The organism is Clostridium nigeriense (assembly GCF_900086595.1).
GTDB classification, from domain to species: domain Bacteria; phylum Bacillota; class Clostridia; order Clostridiales; family Clostridiaceae; genus Clostridium; species Clostridium nigeriense.
This window is the reverse complement of sequence record NZ_LT575472.1, coordinates 3,780,254-3,796,548: the sequence shown is the minus strand read 5'-3', so window position 1 is coordinate 3,796,548 and position 16,295 is coordinate 3,780,254. Positions and strand designations below refer to the sequence as shown.

General features: G+C 32.6%; 12 protein-coding genes, 3 tRNA genes and 3 rRNA genes. 15 read left to right on the top strand and 3 right to left on the bottom strand.

Annotated features, from left to right (window positions below):
* The 8 genes from BN6774_RS19060 to BN6774_RS17985 form a co-directional block, all read left to right on the top strand.
* Positions 1-718, top strand: a 16S ribosomal RNA gene (locus BN6774_RS19060); the annotation flags it as partial.
* Between the two features lie 214 nt (positions 719-932).
* A 23S ribosomal RNA gene (locus BN6774_RS18010) occupies positions 933-3,837 on the top strand.
* Positions 3,838-3,928: 91 nt separating this feature from the next.
* A 5S ribosomal RNA gene (gene rrf, locus BN6774_RS18005) occupies positions 3,929-4,045 on the top strand.
* 6 nt (positions 4,046-4,051) lie between these two features.
* Positions 4,052-4,128, top strand: a tRNA-Ile gene (locus tag BN6774_RS18000).
* A 5-nt stretch (positions 4,129-4,133) separates the two neighbouring features.
* A tRNA-Ala gene (locus tag BN6774_RS17995) sits at positions 4,134-4,209 on the top strand.
* Positions 4,210-4,484: 275 nt separating this feature from the next.
* The gene (locus BN6774_RS18695) at positions 4,485-4,640 is read left to right on the top strand and encodes a hypothetical protein (RefSeq protein ID WP_167349609.1); all 156 of its coding nucleotides are present in this window, start codon (positions 4,485-4,487) and stop codon (positions 4,638-4,640) included.
* A gap of 128 nt (positions 4,641-4,768) precedes the next feature.
* A complete protein-coding gene (locus BN6774_RS17990) occupies positions 4,769-5,212 on the top strand; it encodes a hypothetical protein (protein WP_066896337.1) in 444 nt (147 codons plus the stop codon).
* A 29-nt stretch (positions 5,213-5,241) separates the two neighbouring features.
* Positions 5,242-5,700, top strand: coding sequence for a VanZ family protein (locus tag BN6774_RS17985; RefSeq protein WP_066896334.1), 459 nt, complete (start codon positions 5,242-5,244; stop codon positions 5,698-5,700).
* 5 nt (positions 5,701-5,705) lie between these two features.
* On the opposite strand, the gene cls is transcribed toward BN6774_RS17985, so the two are convergent.
* Positions 5,706-7,145 carry a cardiolipin synthase gene (gene cls, locus BN6774_RS17980; RefSeq protein WP_084767102.1) on the bottom strand — a complete coding sequence of 480 codons (1,440 nt, stop codon included), beginning with the start codon at positions 7,143-7,145 and terminating at the stop codon, positions 5,706-5,708.
* A 315-nt stretch (positions 7,146-7,460) separates the two neighbouring features.
* Between cls and BN6774_RS17975 the strand changes: the two genes are divergently transcribed.
* From BN6774_RS17975 to BN6774_RS17955, 5 genes are all read left to right on the top strand, one after another.
* Positions 7,461-9,002 carry an AbgT family transporter gene (locus BN6774_RS17975; protein ID WP_066896329.1) on the top strand — a complete coding sequence of 514 codons (1,542 nt, stop codon included), beginning with the start codon at positions 7,461-7,463 and terminating at the stop codon, positions 9,000-9,002.
* A gap of 415 nt (positions 9,003-9,417) precedes the next feature.
* The gene (gene fusA / locus BN6774_RS17970; protein WP_066896326.1) at positions 9,418-11,493 is read left to right on the top strand and encodes an elongation factor G; all 2,076 of its coding nucleotides are present in this window, start codon (positions 9,418-9,420) and stop codon (positions 11,491-11,493) included.
* Between the two features lie 88 nt (positions 11,494-11,581).
* The gene (locus tag BN6774_RS17965) at positions 11,582-11,818 is read left to right on the top strand and encodes a hypothetical protein (protein ID WP_066896323.1); all 237 of its coding nucleotides are present in this window, start codon (positions 11,582-11,584) and stop codon (positions 11,816-11,818) included.
* A gap of 135 nt (positions 11,819-11,953) precedes the next feature.
* Positions 11,954-13,192, top strand: coding sequence for a competence/damage-inducible protein A (locus BN6774_RS17960; protein WP_066896320.1), 1,239 nt, complete (start codon positions 11,954-11,956; stop codon positions 13,190-13,192).
* 224 nt (positions 13,193-13,416) lie between these two features.
* Positions 13,417-14,346, top strand: a complete 930-nt coding sequence (locus BN6774_RS17955; protein ID WP_066896317.1) for a CPBP family intramembrane glutamic endopeptidase — start codon at positions 13,417-13,419, stop codon at positions 14,344-14,346.
* 34 nt (positions 14,347-14,380) lie between these two features.
* On the opposite strand, the gene BN6774_RS17950 is transcribed toward BN6774_RS17955, so the two are convergent.
* The gene (locus tag BN6774_RS17950) at positions 14,381-14,818 is read right to left on the bottom strand and encodes a hypothetical protein (RefSeq protein WP_066896314.1); all 438 of its coding nucleotides are present in this window, start codon (positions 14,816-14,818) and stop codon (positions 14,381-14,383) included.
* Between the two features lie 131 nt (positions 14,819-14,949).
* Between BN6774_RS17950 and BN6774_RS17945 the strand changes: the two genes are divergently transcribed.
* A tRNA-Phe gene (locus BN6774_RS17945) sits at positions 14,950-15,025 on the top strand.
* A 291-nt stretch (positions 15,026-15,316) separates the two neighbouring features.
* A complete protein-coding gene (locus tag BN6774_RS17940; protein WP_084767101.1) occupies positions 15,317-15,508 on the top strand; it encodes a hypothetical protein in 192 nt (63 codons plus the stop codon).
* A 34-nt stretch (positions 15,509-15,542) separates the two neighbouring features.
* On the opposite strand, the gene BN6774_RS17935 is transcribed toward BN6774_RS17940, so the two are convergent.
* Complete coding sequence (locus BN6774_RS17935; RefSeq protein WP_066896308.1) at positions 15,543-16,220, bottom strand: uracil-DNA glycosylase; 678 nt, start codon at positions 16,218-16,220, stop codon at positions 15,543-15,545.
* Between the last annotated feature and the right edge of the window lie 75 nt (positions 16,221-16,295).

Below are 16,295 nucleotides of genomic sequence, written 5' to 3'. Positions count from 1 at the left end.
ATTTCCCATAGCATAAGCTAGTAAGACCCCTTGAAGAACACAAGGTTGATAGGTCAGAGGTGTAAGTATGGTAACATATTTAGCTGACTGATACTAATAGGTCGAGGGCTTGACCAAAATAAGTTATGAATTCATGTGCAATTTTCAGAGAATACTCTGAAAAAAATAGTTGACAGTATATTAAAATTAAAATATAATGTTAATGTNGGGGACAGGATGACAGGTGGTGCATGGTTGTCGTCAGCTCGTGTCGTGAGATGTTGGGTTAAGTCCCGCAACGAGCGCAACCCTTATTGTTAGTTGCTACCATTTAGTTGAGCACTCTAGCGAGACTGCCCGGGTTAACCGGGAGGAAGGTGGGGATGACGTCAAATCATCATGCCCCTTATGTCTAGGGCTACACACGTGCTACAATGGCAAGTACAACGAGATGCAATACCGCAAGGTGGAGCTAAACTATAAAACTTGTCTCAGTTCGGATTGTAGGCTGAAACTCGCCTACATGAAGCTGGAGTTGCTAGTAATCGCGAATCAGAATGTCGCGGTGAATACGTTCCCGGGCCTTGTACACACCGCCCGTCACACCATGAGAGTTGGCAATACCCAAAGTTCGTGAGCTAACCCGTAAGGGAGGCAGCGACCTAAGGTAGGGTCAGCGATTGGGGTGAAGTCGTAACAAGGTAGCCGTAGGAGAACCTGCGGCTGGATCACCTCCTTTCTATGGAGAAATCTAGTAAGCAAGGCGCTTATCTAGTATAACTTAGAAGATGGTTTATCTTAACTTTCTGTTCAATTTTGAAGGACTAAAGTTCTTCAAAATGTTCTTTGAAAATTGCACATGAATAAAAATAACAACAAGCCAAAAATATTCTTTGTGAATAACTTTGTAATAAATTTTGAAATAACCTTACTCAGTAAATGAGTAATAAAAAGGTCAAGCTACAAAGGGCGCATGGTGAATGCCTTGGCATCAGGAGCCGATGAAGGACGTGATAAGCTGCGATAAGCTTCGGGTAGGCGCACATAGCCAGTGATCCGAAGATTTCCGAATGAGGGAACTCACATGGGAAACCCCATGTATCCTGTAATGAATAAATAGTTGCAGGAAGGTAAACCTAGGGAACTGAAACATCTAAGTACCTAGAGGAAGAGAAAGAAAAATCGATTTTCTTAGTAGCGGCGAGCGAAAGGGAAAGAGCCCAAACCAGAGATTTATCTCTGGGGTTGCGGACAGAACATAACGGGAAATTATGATTAATTGAAGACAACTGGAAAGTTGCGCCACAGAGTGTAATAGCCACGTAAGTGAAAGTCATAACTACTAAGTTCTGATCCAGAGTACCACGAGACACGTGAAACCTTGTGGGAAGCAGGGAGGACCACCTCCCAAGGCTAAATACTACCTGATGACCGATAGTGAAGAAGTACCGTGAGGGAAAGGTGAAAAGAACCCCGGGAGGGGAGTGAAATAGAACCTGAAACCGTGTGCCTACAACCGGTCAAAGCCCCTTATGAGGGTGATGACGTGCTTTTTGTAGAACGAGCCAACGAGTTACGGTATGTAGCAAGGTTAAGTACTTAAGGTACGGAGCCGAAGGGAAACCGAGTCTTAATAGGGCGACTAGTTGCATGCCGTAGACCCGAAACCGGGTGACCTATCCATGGCCAGGTTGAAGCGGGGGTAAAACCCCGTGGAGGACCGAACCACGTTGCTGTTGAAAAAGCATGGGATGAGCTGTGGATAGCGGAGAAATTCCAATCGAACTCGGAGATAGCTGGTTCTCCTCGAAATAGCTTTAGGGCTAGCGTCGGATATGAGTAATGGAGGTAGAGCACTGAATGGGCTAGGGGGCATATCGCTTACCGAACCTTATCAAACTCCGAATGCCATATACTATTAGTCCGGCAGTCAGACTACGAATGATAAGATCCGTGGTCAAAAGGGAAAAAGCCCAGATCGTCAGCTAAGGTCCCAAAGTGTAAGTTAAGTGGTAAAGGATGTGGGATTTCTAAGACAACTAGGATGTTGGCTTAGAAGCAGCCACTCATTTAAAGAGTGCGTAATAGCTCACTAGTCGAGAGATCCTGCGCCGAAAATGTCCGGGGCTCAAACTTACCACCGAAGCTACGGGCTCAAGATTACTTGAGCGGTAGAGGAGCGTCGTAATCGGGCTGAAGTCGTACCGTAAGGAGCGGTGGACTGATTACGAGTGAGAATGTTGGCATTAGTAGCGAGATGTAAGTGAGAATCTTACAGGCCGAAAATCTAAGGTTTCCTGGGGAAGGCTCGTCCGCCCAGGGTTAGTCGGGACCTAAGCCGAGGCCGAAAGGCGTAGGTGATGGACAATTGGTTGATATTCCAATACCACTATTATCGTTATTATCGATGGTGTGACGGAGAAGGATAGGATGTGCTAGCGATTGGAAATGCTAGTCTAAGCATTTAGGGAGTTAAGATAGGCAAATCCGTCTTAACAATCCTGAGGTGTGATGGGGAAGGTCTTTTAGACTGAAGTATCTGATTCCCTGCTTCCAAGAAAAGCATCTAGAGAGAGAAGTAGTGCCCGTACCGCAAACCGACACAGGTAGATGAGGAGAGAATCCTAAGGCCATCGGAAGAATTGCAGTTAAGGAACTAGGCAAATTGACCCCGTAAGTTAGCGAGAAGGGGTGCCTGTGAGAGCAGGCCGCAGAGAATAGGCCCAAGCAACTGTTTAGCAAAAACACAGGTCTCTGCTAAAGCGCAAGCTGATGTATAGGGGCTGACGCCTGCCCGGTGCTGGAAGGTTAAGGGGAACACTTAGCGCAAGCGAAGGTGTGAACTTAAGCCCCAGTAAACGGCGGCCGTAACTATAACGGTCCTAAGGTAGCGAAATTCCTTGTCAGGTAAGTTCTGACCCGCACGAATGGCGTAATGACTTGGGCACTGTCTCAACTGCAAATCCGGCGAAGTTGTAGTGCGAGTGAAGATGCTCGCTACCCGCGATTGGACGGAAAGACCCCGTAGAGCTTTACTGTAGCTTAGCATTGAGTTTCGATATTGTCTGTACAGGATAGGTGGGAGACTGAGAAGCTAGGGCGTCAGCCTTAGTGGAGTCATCCTTGGGATACCACCCTGACAGTATTGGGATTCTAACCGGACGCCATGAAACTGGTGACGGGACATTGTTAGGTGGGCAGTTTGACTGGGGCGGTCGCCTCCTAAAATGTAACGGAGGCGCCCAAAGGTTCCCTCAGAACGGTCGGAAATCGTTCGTAGAGTGCAAAGGCAGAAGGGAGCCTGACTGCGACACCCACAAGTGGAGCAGGGACGAAAGTCGGGCTTAGTGATCCGGTGGTACCTCGTGGGAGGGCCATCGCTCAACGGATAAAAGCTACCTCGGGGATAACAGGCTGATCTCCCCCAAGAGTCCACATCGACGGGGAGGTTTGGCACCTCGATGTCGGCTCGTCGCATCCTGGGGCTGTAGTAGGTCCCAAGGGTTGGGCTGTTCGCCCATTAAAGCGGCACGCGAGCTGGGTTCAGAACGTCGTGAGACAGTTCGGTCCCTATCCGTCGCGGGCGTAGGAAATTTGAGAGGAGCTGTCCTTAGTACGAGAGGACCGGGATGGACTGACCTCTGGTGCACCAGTTGTTCCGCCAGGAGCATAGCTGGGTAGCTAAGTCGGGAAGGGATAAACGCTGAAAGCATCTAAGCGTGAAGCCCCCCTCAAGATGAGATTTCCCATAGCATAAGCTAGTAAGACCCCTTGAAGAACACAAGGTTGATAGGTCAGAGGTGTAAGTATGGTAACATATTTAGCTGACTGATACTAATAGGTCGAGGGCTTGACCAAAATAAGTTATGAATTCATGTGCAATTTTCAGAGAATACTCTGAAAAAAATAGTTGACAGTATATTAAAATTAAAATATAATGTTAATGTAATCTGGTGATGATGGCGTAGAGGAAACACTCCTTTCCATTCCGAACAGGAAAGTTAAGCTCTACAGCGCCGATGGTACTGCATGGGAGACTGTGTGGGAGAGTAGGACGTTGCCAGGTGAATAAGGATCTTTAGCTCAGTTGGTTAGAGCAACCGGCTCATAACCGGTCGGCCCGGGGTTCGAGTCCCTGAAGGTCCACCATATTTGGGGGTATAGCTCAGTTGGGAGAGCACTTGCCTTGCACGCAAGGGGTCAAGGGTTCGAATCCCTTTACCTCCACCAAGAAGTTATGGAAGCATAACTTCTTTTTTTATTCCTTAGAAAATTACAAAAACTTTTTATAAATAAGTTTTTGTAATGTATTTATTCATTTTAAAGATAATAATATAAATAAGTAAATATATTATTTATTTACAAATGTCGAAAAAGTTTTAAAAATTTCTAAAATTTTAATTAGGAATAAGATATAAAATAATATATAATTAATATAGTAAGAACAGAATCAATATGAAATAAAAAGAGTTTTAAGGTTTTATCCTTAAATGGGGAGTGTTGGTATGAGCAAAAAGGATGAGTTAGAGCAAAGACTAACAAAATTAAAACTAGAAAAAAGGGAATTGGTATTAGGTGGCAAGAATACAAATATAATAGATGAACTTATAAAAGAAGTAGAAGTAGAATTAAAAGATTTAATAAATGATAGACCTAAATAAAAATTTAGGTCTATTTTACTTTTAACTTTATATGTAGATAAATTCAATATACTAAGAATAATTTCTCACTAAGAAGCATATTAAATTGTAAAGGAGTAATCTTTCTAATTAAAGAGGGGGAGTAAAAAATGATAAGAACTTTTGTATGTGAGAAAGACGGATGTAGTGGAAATAGATTTTATTTAGAAAGTCAAGAAGATAGCACAAATTTAATTTGCGCTCAGTGTGAATCAAGGTATAATATAAATATAAGTAATAGTGATTATTTAATGTTACCAAATTGTTCGAATTGTAATAATGATACTTTTAAAGTATATAGAGATATAGAAAAAAACAATATATACTTAAAGTGTTGCAAGTGTGGAGCAGTACCTGAAAAAATATATATTGACTCAGATGGGGTACAAGTGTCTTATGAAGCAAAGTTGTTAAATGATATAAAGCAAATAATGAACTTAGTTGAACAAAGAATATATAATTTAGAAGTAAATGTTAAGGATTTAGAAAGAAGTCAAAATATATTAGAACAGTCACTAGCATATATAAATAGATATTTAGTGGAGAAAAATTAACTTATAAGTTTACAACATAGGAGAGATTTATGAACAGAAATAAGAAAATAATATCTTGGGTTTTACTAATTGGATGGATGTTAATAATATTCTTTATGTCACATCAACCTGGAGATGTTTCAAGTAGCCAAAGCGATTTAGTGTTAAAGTTATTTAGAGTAATAGGAATAGAATTAAATGATTATTTTGGAGAATTAGCAACATTTATAGTTAGAAAAACTGCACATTTTTCAGAGTATATGATATTGTTTATACTTGCTTACAATGTTACTAGGAATTACAATAATGATAGAAAAATTAAATTATATTTGATTATATTAGTATTTTTATATGCATGTTCAGATGAGTTCCATCAGTATTTTATTCCTGGAAGAAGTATGGCTTTTAAAGATGTTTTAATAGATACATCTGGAGGAATATTAGGATACATTATTATAACATTATTTGAAAAAATAAAAATAAAGAAATTTAAAGACCAGCTAGATTAGCTGGTCTATAATATTGATGATAATAATCTAGAAATGCCGTCTATAAGTTTATTAAGTATTGATCTACTTTCATATTCTTTATAATTAAAGTTTCTACAATCCTTAAGCAAATCTCTAAATAATTTATTGAAATCTTTAGTTATTTCTTCATTATAAATTATTGTATTGATTTCATAATTTAATTCAAAACTCCTTATGTCCATATTGGCTGTACCCACTGTGGATATTTTTTCATCAACTGTCAATAGTTTTGAATGTATAAATGCATTTTTATTATATAAATAAATATTAGCACCTACTCTTTTTAATTCAGCCAGATAAGTTTGGGAAGCTCTATTTACAGTAAAATGATCTGCCTTCTCTGGGAAAATTAGTGATATCTCTATTCCACTTAGAGCGGCAATTCTTAGCGCATCTATTAGACCCTCAGAAGGAATAAAATAAGGAGTTATTATATTAATTGACTTTTTTGCCATACTTACCATTTTAATTAGTAATTGAAGAATACTAGGAAATTCGGAGTCCGGTCCACTTTTAATTATTTGCATTGGGATATCTCCTTGAAAGTTATGATTTTTGAAATATCTCTCTATATTATTTAATATAGAAATTTCTTCGTTATTATACTTTTTAATGCTTGAAAAATCATCTAAAAAAACGGATTGAAGCCCTAATACACAATCACCTTCTATCATTATATGACAATCTTTCCAATCTCCAAGCTTCCCTAGTCCCAAATATTCATCACCTATATTAATACCGCCAAGAAAAGCAACCTTACTATCTATGACTACTATTTTTCTATGATTTCGATAGTTAATTTGTGTATTAATAAATCTTAAGAATGGAGCTAAAACATATGAATAAAATACAATATCTATTCCTGCTTTTTTTAGTTCTCTAATATATTTATGATTAAGCTTTATAGAACCAACCTTATCTATTATAAATCTAACTTTTACACCTTCATTGGCTTTTTTTATTAATATATCTTTTATTTCATTTCCTATTTTATCATTTTTTACAATGTAATATTCAAGGTGTATATGATCAGTAGCTTCTAACAATTTTTCTTTTAGTAATTCAAATTTCTTCTTTCCACTATCTAATATAGTAATATTATTGTTCATAAATAATGGAGAATATGAATTAGAGGCTAACAAATTAATTATGGGTTTATATTCAATCAATATTTTGTTTCTTTTTAGGTGAGTAAATGTAGTTAAATTAAATACTCTCTCTCTTGATTTTTTATCCAAGGTATTTATTTTCCAATTTCGACCTAAAAAAATATATAAAATTAGACCGATAGGAGGTAAAATAATTAATACTAAAATCCAAGATAAAGTTTTTTCAGGTCTTTTTTTTCCAAAGGGAATAATAATAAAAATTATAAATAAATTAATTATGAAAGATATATAGAAAATAACTTTAAATGCAAGTATTTAAAAAACCTCCTTCAAATAAATAATAAGTAACCTTAATAATATATCTCAAAAAGGATGAAAGAATACTGTAATAACTTATTATTAATTATATCCTACATTTAATATTCTTAAGCTATTGAATACTTTTATAAAATATTATTAATATAAATATGAATTTTTTGATAAATTTTAATAAAATTCATATAAAAACTTGAAAATATACTAATAGCTTTATATAATAAATTTATATTTTGACTAAATTTGTTTAAAAATAAATTAATTAAATATTGAATTTTTTATAATAATTAATTTGCAATTAAAGGGGGATAATAAATGAAAGCTAAAGATAAAGGCACTAATCCGAATAAGGGGATATTAGGTGCCATAGAAAGAATCGGAAATAAATTGCCGCATCCAGGTACTATTTTTGTAATACTATGTGCAATTATAATAGTAGTATCAGCTATTATGGCTAAAATGGGGGTTTCGGTTACATATACAGGTCTAGATAGAAGTACTATGGAAATTAAGGAAATGACAGCAACGGTAGTAAGTTTATTAACACCTGATGGAATTAGATATATGTTTACATCTGCAGTTAAAAACTTTACTAGCTTTGCACCACTAGGTACAGTTTTAGTAGCTTTACTTGGAGTTGGTGTTGCAGAAGGGACAGGTCTTATAGGTACTTTACTAACTAAACTAGTTACAAGTACACCGAAAAGATTAATAACTGTAGTTGTAGTATTTGCTGGAGTTATGTCAAGTATAGCATCTGATGCAGGATATGTTGTTTTAGTGCCACTTGGGGCAATAGTTTTCTTAAGTTTTGGAAGACATCCAATGGCTGGTTTAGCAGCTGCATTTGCAGGGGTATCAGGAGGCTATAGTGCTAACTTACTAGCAGGACCAACGGATGCATTATTAGCAGGTATCTCTACAGAGGGAGCTAAATTATTTTCAGCAACAGCCTCTGTTGGAACAGCTGATAACTGGTATTTTATATTTGTATCTACTTTCGTAATTACTATAATTGGTACAATAGTAACTGAAAAGATAGTAGAACCTAAGCTTGGCGAGTATAAGGGTGATGAAAAGGCAACAATAACAGAAATTACAGATGAACAAAGAAGAGGATTAAAATTTGCTGGTATAGCAATGGTAATATCCTTAATATTACTGATAATATGTTTAATTCCAAATGGAGTTTTAAGAAACCCAGAAACTAATGAAATACTTAATTCACCATTTATGGATTCTATAGTAATAATTATTGCTTTACTTTTCTTTATTCCTGGAGTTGCATATGGAGTTGGGTGTAAAGCAGTTAAAAATGACAAAGATGTTATAAATCTTATGGGAAAAAGTATGTCAACAATGGGAGGATATATAGTACTAGTTTTCTTCGCTGCGCAATTTGTTCAGTACTTTAGTTATACCAATATAGGTATAGTAATTGCAGTGAATGGAGCTAACTTCTTAGAAGGAATAGGATTTACAGGAATTCCGTTAATTGTTTCCTTCGTTATATTAACAGCTTTCATAAATTTATTTATGGGATCAGCTTCAGCAAAATGGGCTATAATGGCACCTGTATTTATACCAATGCTAATGAATTTAGGAACTTCACCTGCTTTAGTGCAAATGGCTTATAGAATAGGTGATTCTACAACTAATATAATATCTCCATTAATGAGTTACTTTGCATTAATAGTTGCATTTGCTGAAAAGTATGATAAAAAATCAGGAGTTGGTACATTAATTACCACTATGGTACCATATTCAATAGCATTTTTAATTGGATGGACAATATTGCTTATTATATGGTATATATTAGGGCTACCTTTAGGACCTGGAGTTGGAGTAACTATATAGTAGATATTAATTTTTAGACTATATCTGTTTTGGATATGGTCTTTTTTATTTTGTAATTTTATTTTTAATTGATTAAATATGATGTAAAAGGTTAAAAATTAAGATAGTTTATTGATAAATCTTTTAAAGTACTTATTTGTGTTATAAATGAATAAGATAATATATAATATTTAGGAAGAATAATAAACTGAATATTCTGGAAAATTAAATTTATATATGTTATTCTATAATTAACATAAAACTTGAGCTAGAGGTTACTTAAGATATTTTTCTATAAGAACCAGAGATTTAAAATTTATATACAGAAGATTTATAAAGGCATAAGTACAAACAAATGCATTAAATCAAAAACTAATTAGATTTTAAATGAAAGGTAGGTGGAATCATAATATTTGTCAAAGTATTATGAGATAGTATGAAAAGTTATACGATAAAAAACTTAAGGAATGTTGGTTTAATAGGACATGGAGGCTCAGGTAAGACATCATTAATAGAAGCTTTATTGTTTCATACTGGAAATACTGATAGGTTAGGAAAGGTGGAGGAAGGAACAACAGTATCAGATTTTGATCCTGAAGAAAAAAAGAGAGGAATATCTCTTTCAACTTCAATAGCACCAATAGAATTTAATGATACTAAAATTAATTTAGTAGATATACCAGGGTATTTTGATTTTTCAGGAGAACTTATACAAGGAATGAGAGCTGTGGATGTAGCAACAATAGTTGTATCTGGGGTATCAGGTGTAAAGGTTGGAACAGAAAAGGCTTGGGATTATTGTAATAAAATAAAATTGCCAAGAACATTTTTTATTAATAAGTTAGATAGAGAAAATTCAAGTTATGATAAGACATTAGCTCAATTGAAAGAAGCCTTTGGAATTAGTGTTGTTCCTATTCAATATCCAATAGGAACAGAAGATGATTTTAAAGGAGTAATAAATGTAATTTCTAAAAAAGCTAGAATTCATGACTCTAAGACTAGGGAAATAAAAGAAATAGATGTTCCAGAAGATTTGCTGGAAAAAATAGATGAATGTAAAAAGATGATAATGGAAGCTGTTGCTGAAACTAATGAAGAATTATTAGATAAGTATTTTAGTGAAGGGGAATTAAGCGACGAAGAAATATATAATGGATTAATAGAAGGATGTGCTTCTGGAGATATAGCTCCTGTAATGTGTGGAAGTGCATTAAAAGTTATAGGAATGAGATGTTTCCTTGAGGATGTAGTGGAATGTTTTCCATCTCCTAAATATTCAATTCCACAAAAGGCGTTAGATGTTAAGTTTAATGAAGAGGTTTTCATAGGGCTTGATGAAGATAAACCTTTTTCGGCCTTGGTATTTAAGACTATTGCTGACCCATTTGTTGGAAAAATATCTTTATTTAGAGTGATTACAGGAAAATTATCAAATGAAGTAACAGTAATTAATAGCAACAAAGATAAGGCAGAAAAATTATCTAACATATTCTTTATGAGAGGAAAGAATCAAATAATCACCAAGGAAGTTGTAGCAGGAGATATAGCAGCTGTTGCAAAACTGCAATATACTGAAACAGGAGACACTTTATGTGATATAAATAATAAAGTTATTTATGATAAAATGAATTTCCCTAAGCCTAATATCTCTATGGCTGTGCTTCCTAAGACTAAGGGAGATGAAGATAAAATATCAGCTTCTCTTCAAAAATTATTAGAAGAAGATCCTACCTTTACAGTAAATAGAGATACTGAAAACGCAGAAACTATAATTTCAGGAGTTGGAGAAACTCATCTAGAAGTAGTAGCTAGTAAATTAAAAAACAAGTTTGGTGCAGAAGTTATTTTAAGAACTCCTAAGGTACCATATAGGGAAACTGTGAAGGGAGTAGCTGATGTTCAAGGAAAGCATAAAAAGCAGTCAGGTGGACATGGACAATATGGAGATGTAAAAATTAAGTTTGAAGCTAGAACAGATGGGAAAAATGATTTAGAGTTTGTAGATAATGTTGTTGGTGGAGTTGTTCCGAGAAATTTTATCCCTGCTGTTGAAAAGGGTTTAAGGGAGTGCATGGATAAGGGAGTTTTAGCTGGATATCCTGTAGTGGGGCTAAAAGCTACTTTGCATGACGGCTCATATCACCCAGTTGACTCTTCGGAAATGGCATTTAAATTAGCAACTTCAATTGCTTATAAAAAGGGACTTGAGCTAGCAAAACCAATATTATTAGAACCCATTATGAAGGTAGAAATATTTGTTCCAGATGAGTATATGGGTGATGTTATAGGAGATATAAATAAAAGACGTGGTAGAGTTTTAGGGATGGAGCAAGATGGAAGGCTACAAAAAGTAAATGCTGAAATTCCTTTAGCTGAAATGTTTAAATATACTACTGATTTAAGATCTATGACTCAAGCAAGAGGAAGTTTTACTAGTGAGTTTGAAAGGTATGAAGAAGTTCCTGAATCAGAGGTTAAAAAAATAATAGAAGAGGCTAGAAAAAATTAACTGTAGTTATGGTGCATAAATAATATTATTTTTCAAAAAATAATATATATTAGATTTATGACAAAAGAAAAAGCTTAGGAGGATTAATATGCCAGACTACAGAATGGATATAAACGGAGATTTAGGACTTAGTGAATATAGCAATATATTTGATTATATGGGTGTTGTAGATAGTAAGGATAATTTTAAAATAACCTTAAACAATGTTCAAAAAGAAAATATAAATATTATAACTTCTATGCTTAAAGATAGTAAATTTTCCATAGTAAATGAAGGTATGGATACTAATGGGAATTACTATATAAATGCAAGCAAGCAAGAATAAAAGGCATTAATTTAATTAAATAATGGGACCTTAAAATAGAAATATACTATTTATAGGTTCCATTTTAATTAGTTAGTTGCCTTTTGTTGATTTATGGTAAAATATTTAATATAAAGTATATTTAGGAGGGAAAAGATGAAAGCAGAACTAGTATCAATTGGAACAGAAATTTTATTAGGAGATATAGTTAATACAAATGCACAGTTTTTAGCTAAGGAACTTGCAAACTTAGGTATAGATGTATATCACCAATGTGTTATAGGAGATAATGAAGAAAGAATATTAAAAGCTTTTAAAGAGGCCTTCGATAGATGTGATATAATAATTACTACAGGAGGGTTGGGGCCAACTCAAGATGATTTAACTAAAGAGCTAGGTGCAAAATATTTTAATAAAAAAATGATACTTCATGAACCTTCCTTAGAATGGATAAAAAAATATTTAGATATTAAAGATAATGAAGTATTAGAAGCCAATAAAAATCAAGCTTATTTTCCTGAGGGAGCAATAATTCTACCAAATGAAAATGGAACTGCACCAGGTGCAATTATATCTGAAAATAATAAGACTTTAATAATATTGCCAGGTCCACCAAAAGAAATGAAAGCAATGTTTACTAATCATGTATATAAATATCTTTCACAATTAACAAAAGAAATAATTAAGTCAAAAACTTTAAGAATATTTGGTATTGGTGAAAGCTTAATGGCAAAAAAGATTAATGATATAATAGAAAATAGTATGAATCCCACTGTAGCTCCATATGCAAAAGAGTATGAAGTAACTTTAAGAATCACATCAAAAGAAAAAAGTGAAGAAAAATGTGATGCCTTAATAAAATCTAAATGTGATGAAATAAAAAATATCATAGGAGAATATATATATGGAGAAGGAGAAACATCTTTAGAAACAGTTGTATCTGAACTTTTATGTAAGAAGAATTTAAGTATATCTACAGCTGAATCTTGTACTGGAGGTATGATTGCAGCCACTTTAATATCTTATCCTGGTATTTCAGAAGTTTTTAAAGAGGGAGTAGTTACTTATTCTAATGAATCTAAGATAAGAAGATTAGGAGTAAAGGAAGAAACTCTAAAAAAATTTGGTGCAGTTAGTGAAGAAATAGCTAGAGAAATGGTAGAGGGAGTTGCAAAAAATTTAAATACTGATATTGCTATATCAACAACAGGTATAGCTGGACCAGGAGGCGGAACTGAAGAAAAGCCAATTGGATTAGTATATGTAGGGATATATATTAAAGGGAAAACTATAGTAGAAAAGTTAAACTTAACGGGAGATAGAGAATCTATAAGAAAAAAAGCAACTTTAAATTCATTAAATTTACTTAGGAAAGAACTTATAAGGAATTATTAAAAAAATAAATAATCCCCTTATTTCCTTAAATAAATAGGGGATTATTTTCGTATATAAATAAAATGGGGGAGAGGCGATTAACTGTGGAAACTTTCTCGCTTCATTTTTAATTATTTACAGTTTATAAAGTTTTTATACATTAATTTATGTTTAAATAAATGTTTAGAAAGTATCTATAAGGTAGAAATATCTTAATTAAAAGAGATATTAGAAAGGAATGAAATATGACAAAAGTTTTTAAAGTAAATATGTACTTTTTAATAATACTACTATTAGAGGTTTTAGGACCATACGCTCTAAGACCTTTATATACTTTTATTGGGTTAAGTGATACAAGATTGATTTTATTTTTTAATCACACAATATTATTTCTAATACCAGCAATGATATATTTAATAATAACGAAATCATCTTTTAAGGAAACTTTAAGGCTGAATAAACTTCACTGGCAAGATACATTATTAATAATTCTATTAGGATTTATTGTACAGCCTGTTATGACCTTTTTTTCATTAATATCTAGTTTTTTCTTTAAAAATGAAATAGGTTCATTTATTTCTGAAATATCATCAACACCCTATTTATTGCTATTGTGTTTAGTAGCTCTTTTACCTTCTATAACTGAAGAAATTACTATTAGAGGAGTTGTTCTTTCGGGGTATAACAATGTAAATAAATATATAGCAGCTTCTGTAACTGGATTATTTTTTGGGATACTTCACTTAGATGGGCAACAATTTTTATATGCAACGATTTTAGGATTTGTTTTTGCATTAGTAGTTAGAATAACTAATAGTATTTATGCGTCTATGTTAATGCATTTTATTATTAATGGAACATCTGTAACAATTGCTAAAATATCAAGAATAATATCTGATAGTTTACCAATTAATCCAGAGGTAGCAGAATTAACCTTGAAAAATATAGGAACAGAAGAAAAAATTTTACTGATAGTTATATATGGGACTATTGCAGTTATATTTTCAGCATTTGTTTTTCTGATTATATATGGATTAAATAGAATAAATGAAAAAAGAAATATCCAAGAAGTAAAGGTTGATAGACAATCAAGTTATAAAGAAGAAAAAATTATAAATATTCCATTCATATTGATTATAATAGTATATATAGTGGTTATGTTACTTACAATATAATAAAAGTTAGGAGTTTTAAATTCTCCTAACTTTTTTAATTATTAACTTTACTTATAGAAGAGGAATCACTATAAAATAGGGAAATATCTTTAGAGTCTACCCAACCTCTACAATTAATATTATTTGAACTAGGTATGTTTATATAAAAGCAAGTTTTACTATTTATTTCTGCACAGTCTAAAATTGCAACTTCTATGTTGGAATTGGTTTCTTTAAGTATGTCTGAATTTAGTAGTGGAGATAAGTATAGCTTGGAATTAGCTTTTAATGTCCCTCCTTTATAATTAGGAATATTAAATCGTATATTTATATTATTTAAGCTTTTTCTATTAGGATTATATTTATTTATTAGTGATAAGTATTGATTTCTAGTTAGAATAAGTTGTTTTTTTAATAATTCAAGTTTTCTATTGTAATAAAAGTAAGTAAAAACTAAAATAGAAATAAGTAAAATAAAAACAAAATATTTCATTAACACACTCCGGAATAATGCTATAGTTTATTATATTTAATTTGAATAATAAAAATAACTTATTTTTATAAATTATAATAGAATAAAATGTTGACTTATTGGTAAAAATTTATTAAAATAAATATCGTTAAGGCTCGATAGCTCAGTCGGTAGAGCAGAGGACTGAAAATCCTCGTGTCCCTGGTTCGATTCCTGGTCGAGCCACCAGGTAAAGCTAACTAATTTTTAGTTAGCTTTTTTGTTTTTTAGGGAATTATATTAATATAGTATATCTTCTATATTTCAACAGAAGGATAAAATATAGAAAACTCCATCAAAAGGTATAAAAAAATAAATAATAAAGTATAAAATAACCCTTTACAAGTTAATTGTAAATGTTTATAATATTATTATAGTTTATTAATCATACTTTAAGTTTTAATTAAGAATTACTTAAGAAGTATAGATTAAAATAGTTTTATAGATAAGTTTTTAATTAATAAAAGGGGTGTATTATTATTGGAAAAGTTAATTTTATCAGAACAAGATTATGATTACTTAGCAAAGGGAATCGCTTTAGGAGCTGGAATAGGAATATTTCTAGGAATTTTTGTTGATGATATAATATTAGCATTTTCAGCATGTACTGTGCTTGGAATAATTTCATCACTTTTATATTCATTTTATAGAAAGCAAAAGAGAAGTAATTAAAGGGCTGTTTACAACAGCCCTTTTTATATTAGGATTAAATATTTTCTATTTGCCAATTTATAGGTTCCTTATTAATTGACTTTAAAAACTCATTAGTCTTAGAAAAGGGTTTACTTCCAAAAAATCCTCTAAAAGCTGAAAGTGGGCTTGGATGAGGTGAAGTAATTATGAAATGTTTTTTATTGGTTATTAGTTTTTTCTTTGATATTGAAGGGTTTCCCCAAAGTATAAATACAATTGGATCTTCTCTATCGTTAAGCAGAGATATAATCTTATCAGTAAATTGCTCCCATCCCATATTTCTATGAGAATTAGCTTCATGAGCTCTAACTGTTAAAACAGTATTTAAAAGTAATACACCCTGTTTTGTCCAACTCTCTAAGTAACCGTTGTTTGGTATGTAACATCCAAGATCATCATGGAGTTCTTTGTAAATATTAACTAGAGAAGGTGGAATCTTTACTCCTTTATTTACAGAGAAAGATAAACCATGAGCTTGGTTAGGACCATGATAGGGGTCTTGACCAAGAATAACTACTTTTACATCTTTATAAGATGTAAATTTTAGAGCATTAAAAATATTATTCATATGAGGATAGATAGTTTTATTTTTATATTCACATATTAAAAACTTTCTAAGGTTTTGGTAATACTCCTTTTCAAACTCATCTTGTAATAAGTCTTGCCAATCATTATCTAATATTTTTTTCAAAAAAATCACCTCAAATTATTATTTTATTGTATATATAAATATTTTTTACAAAAATCATCTATTTAATAATAGTAT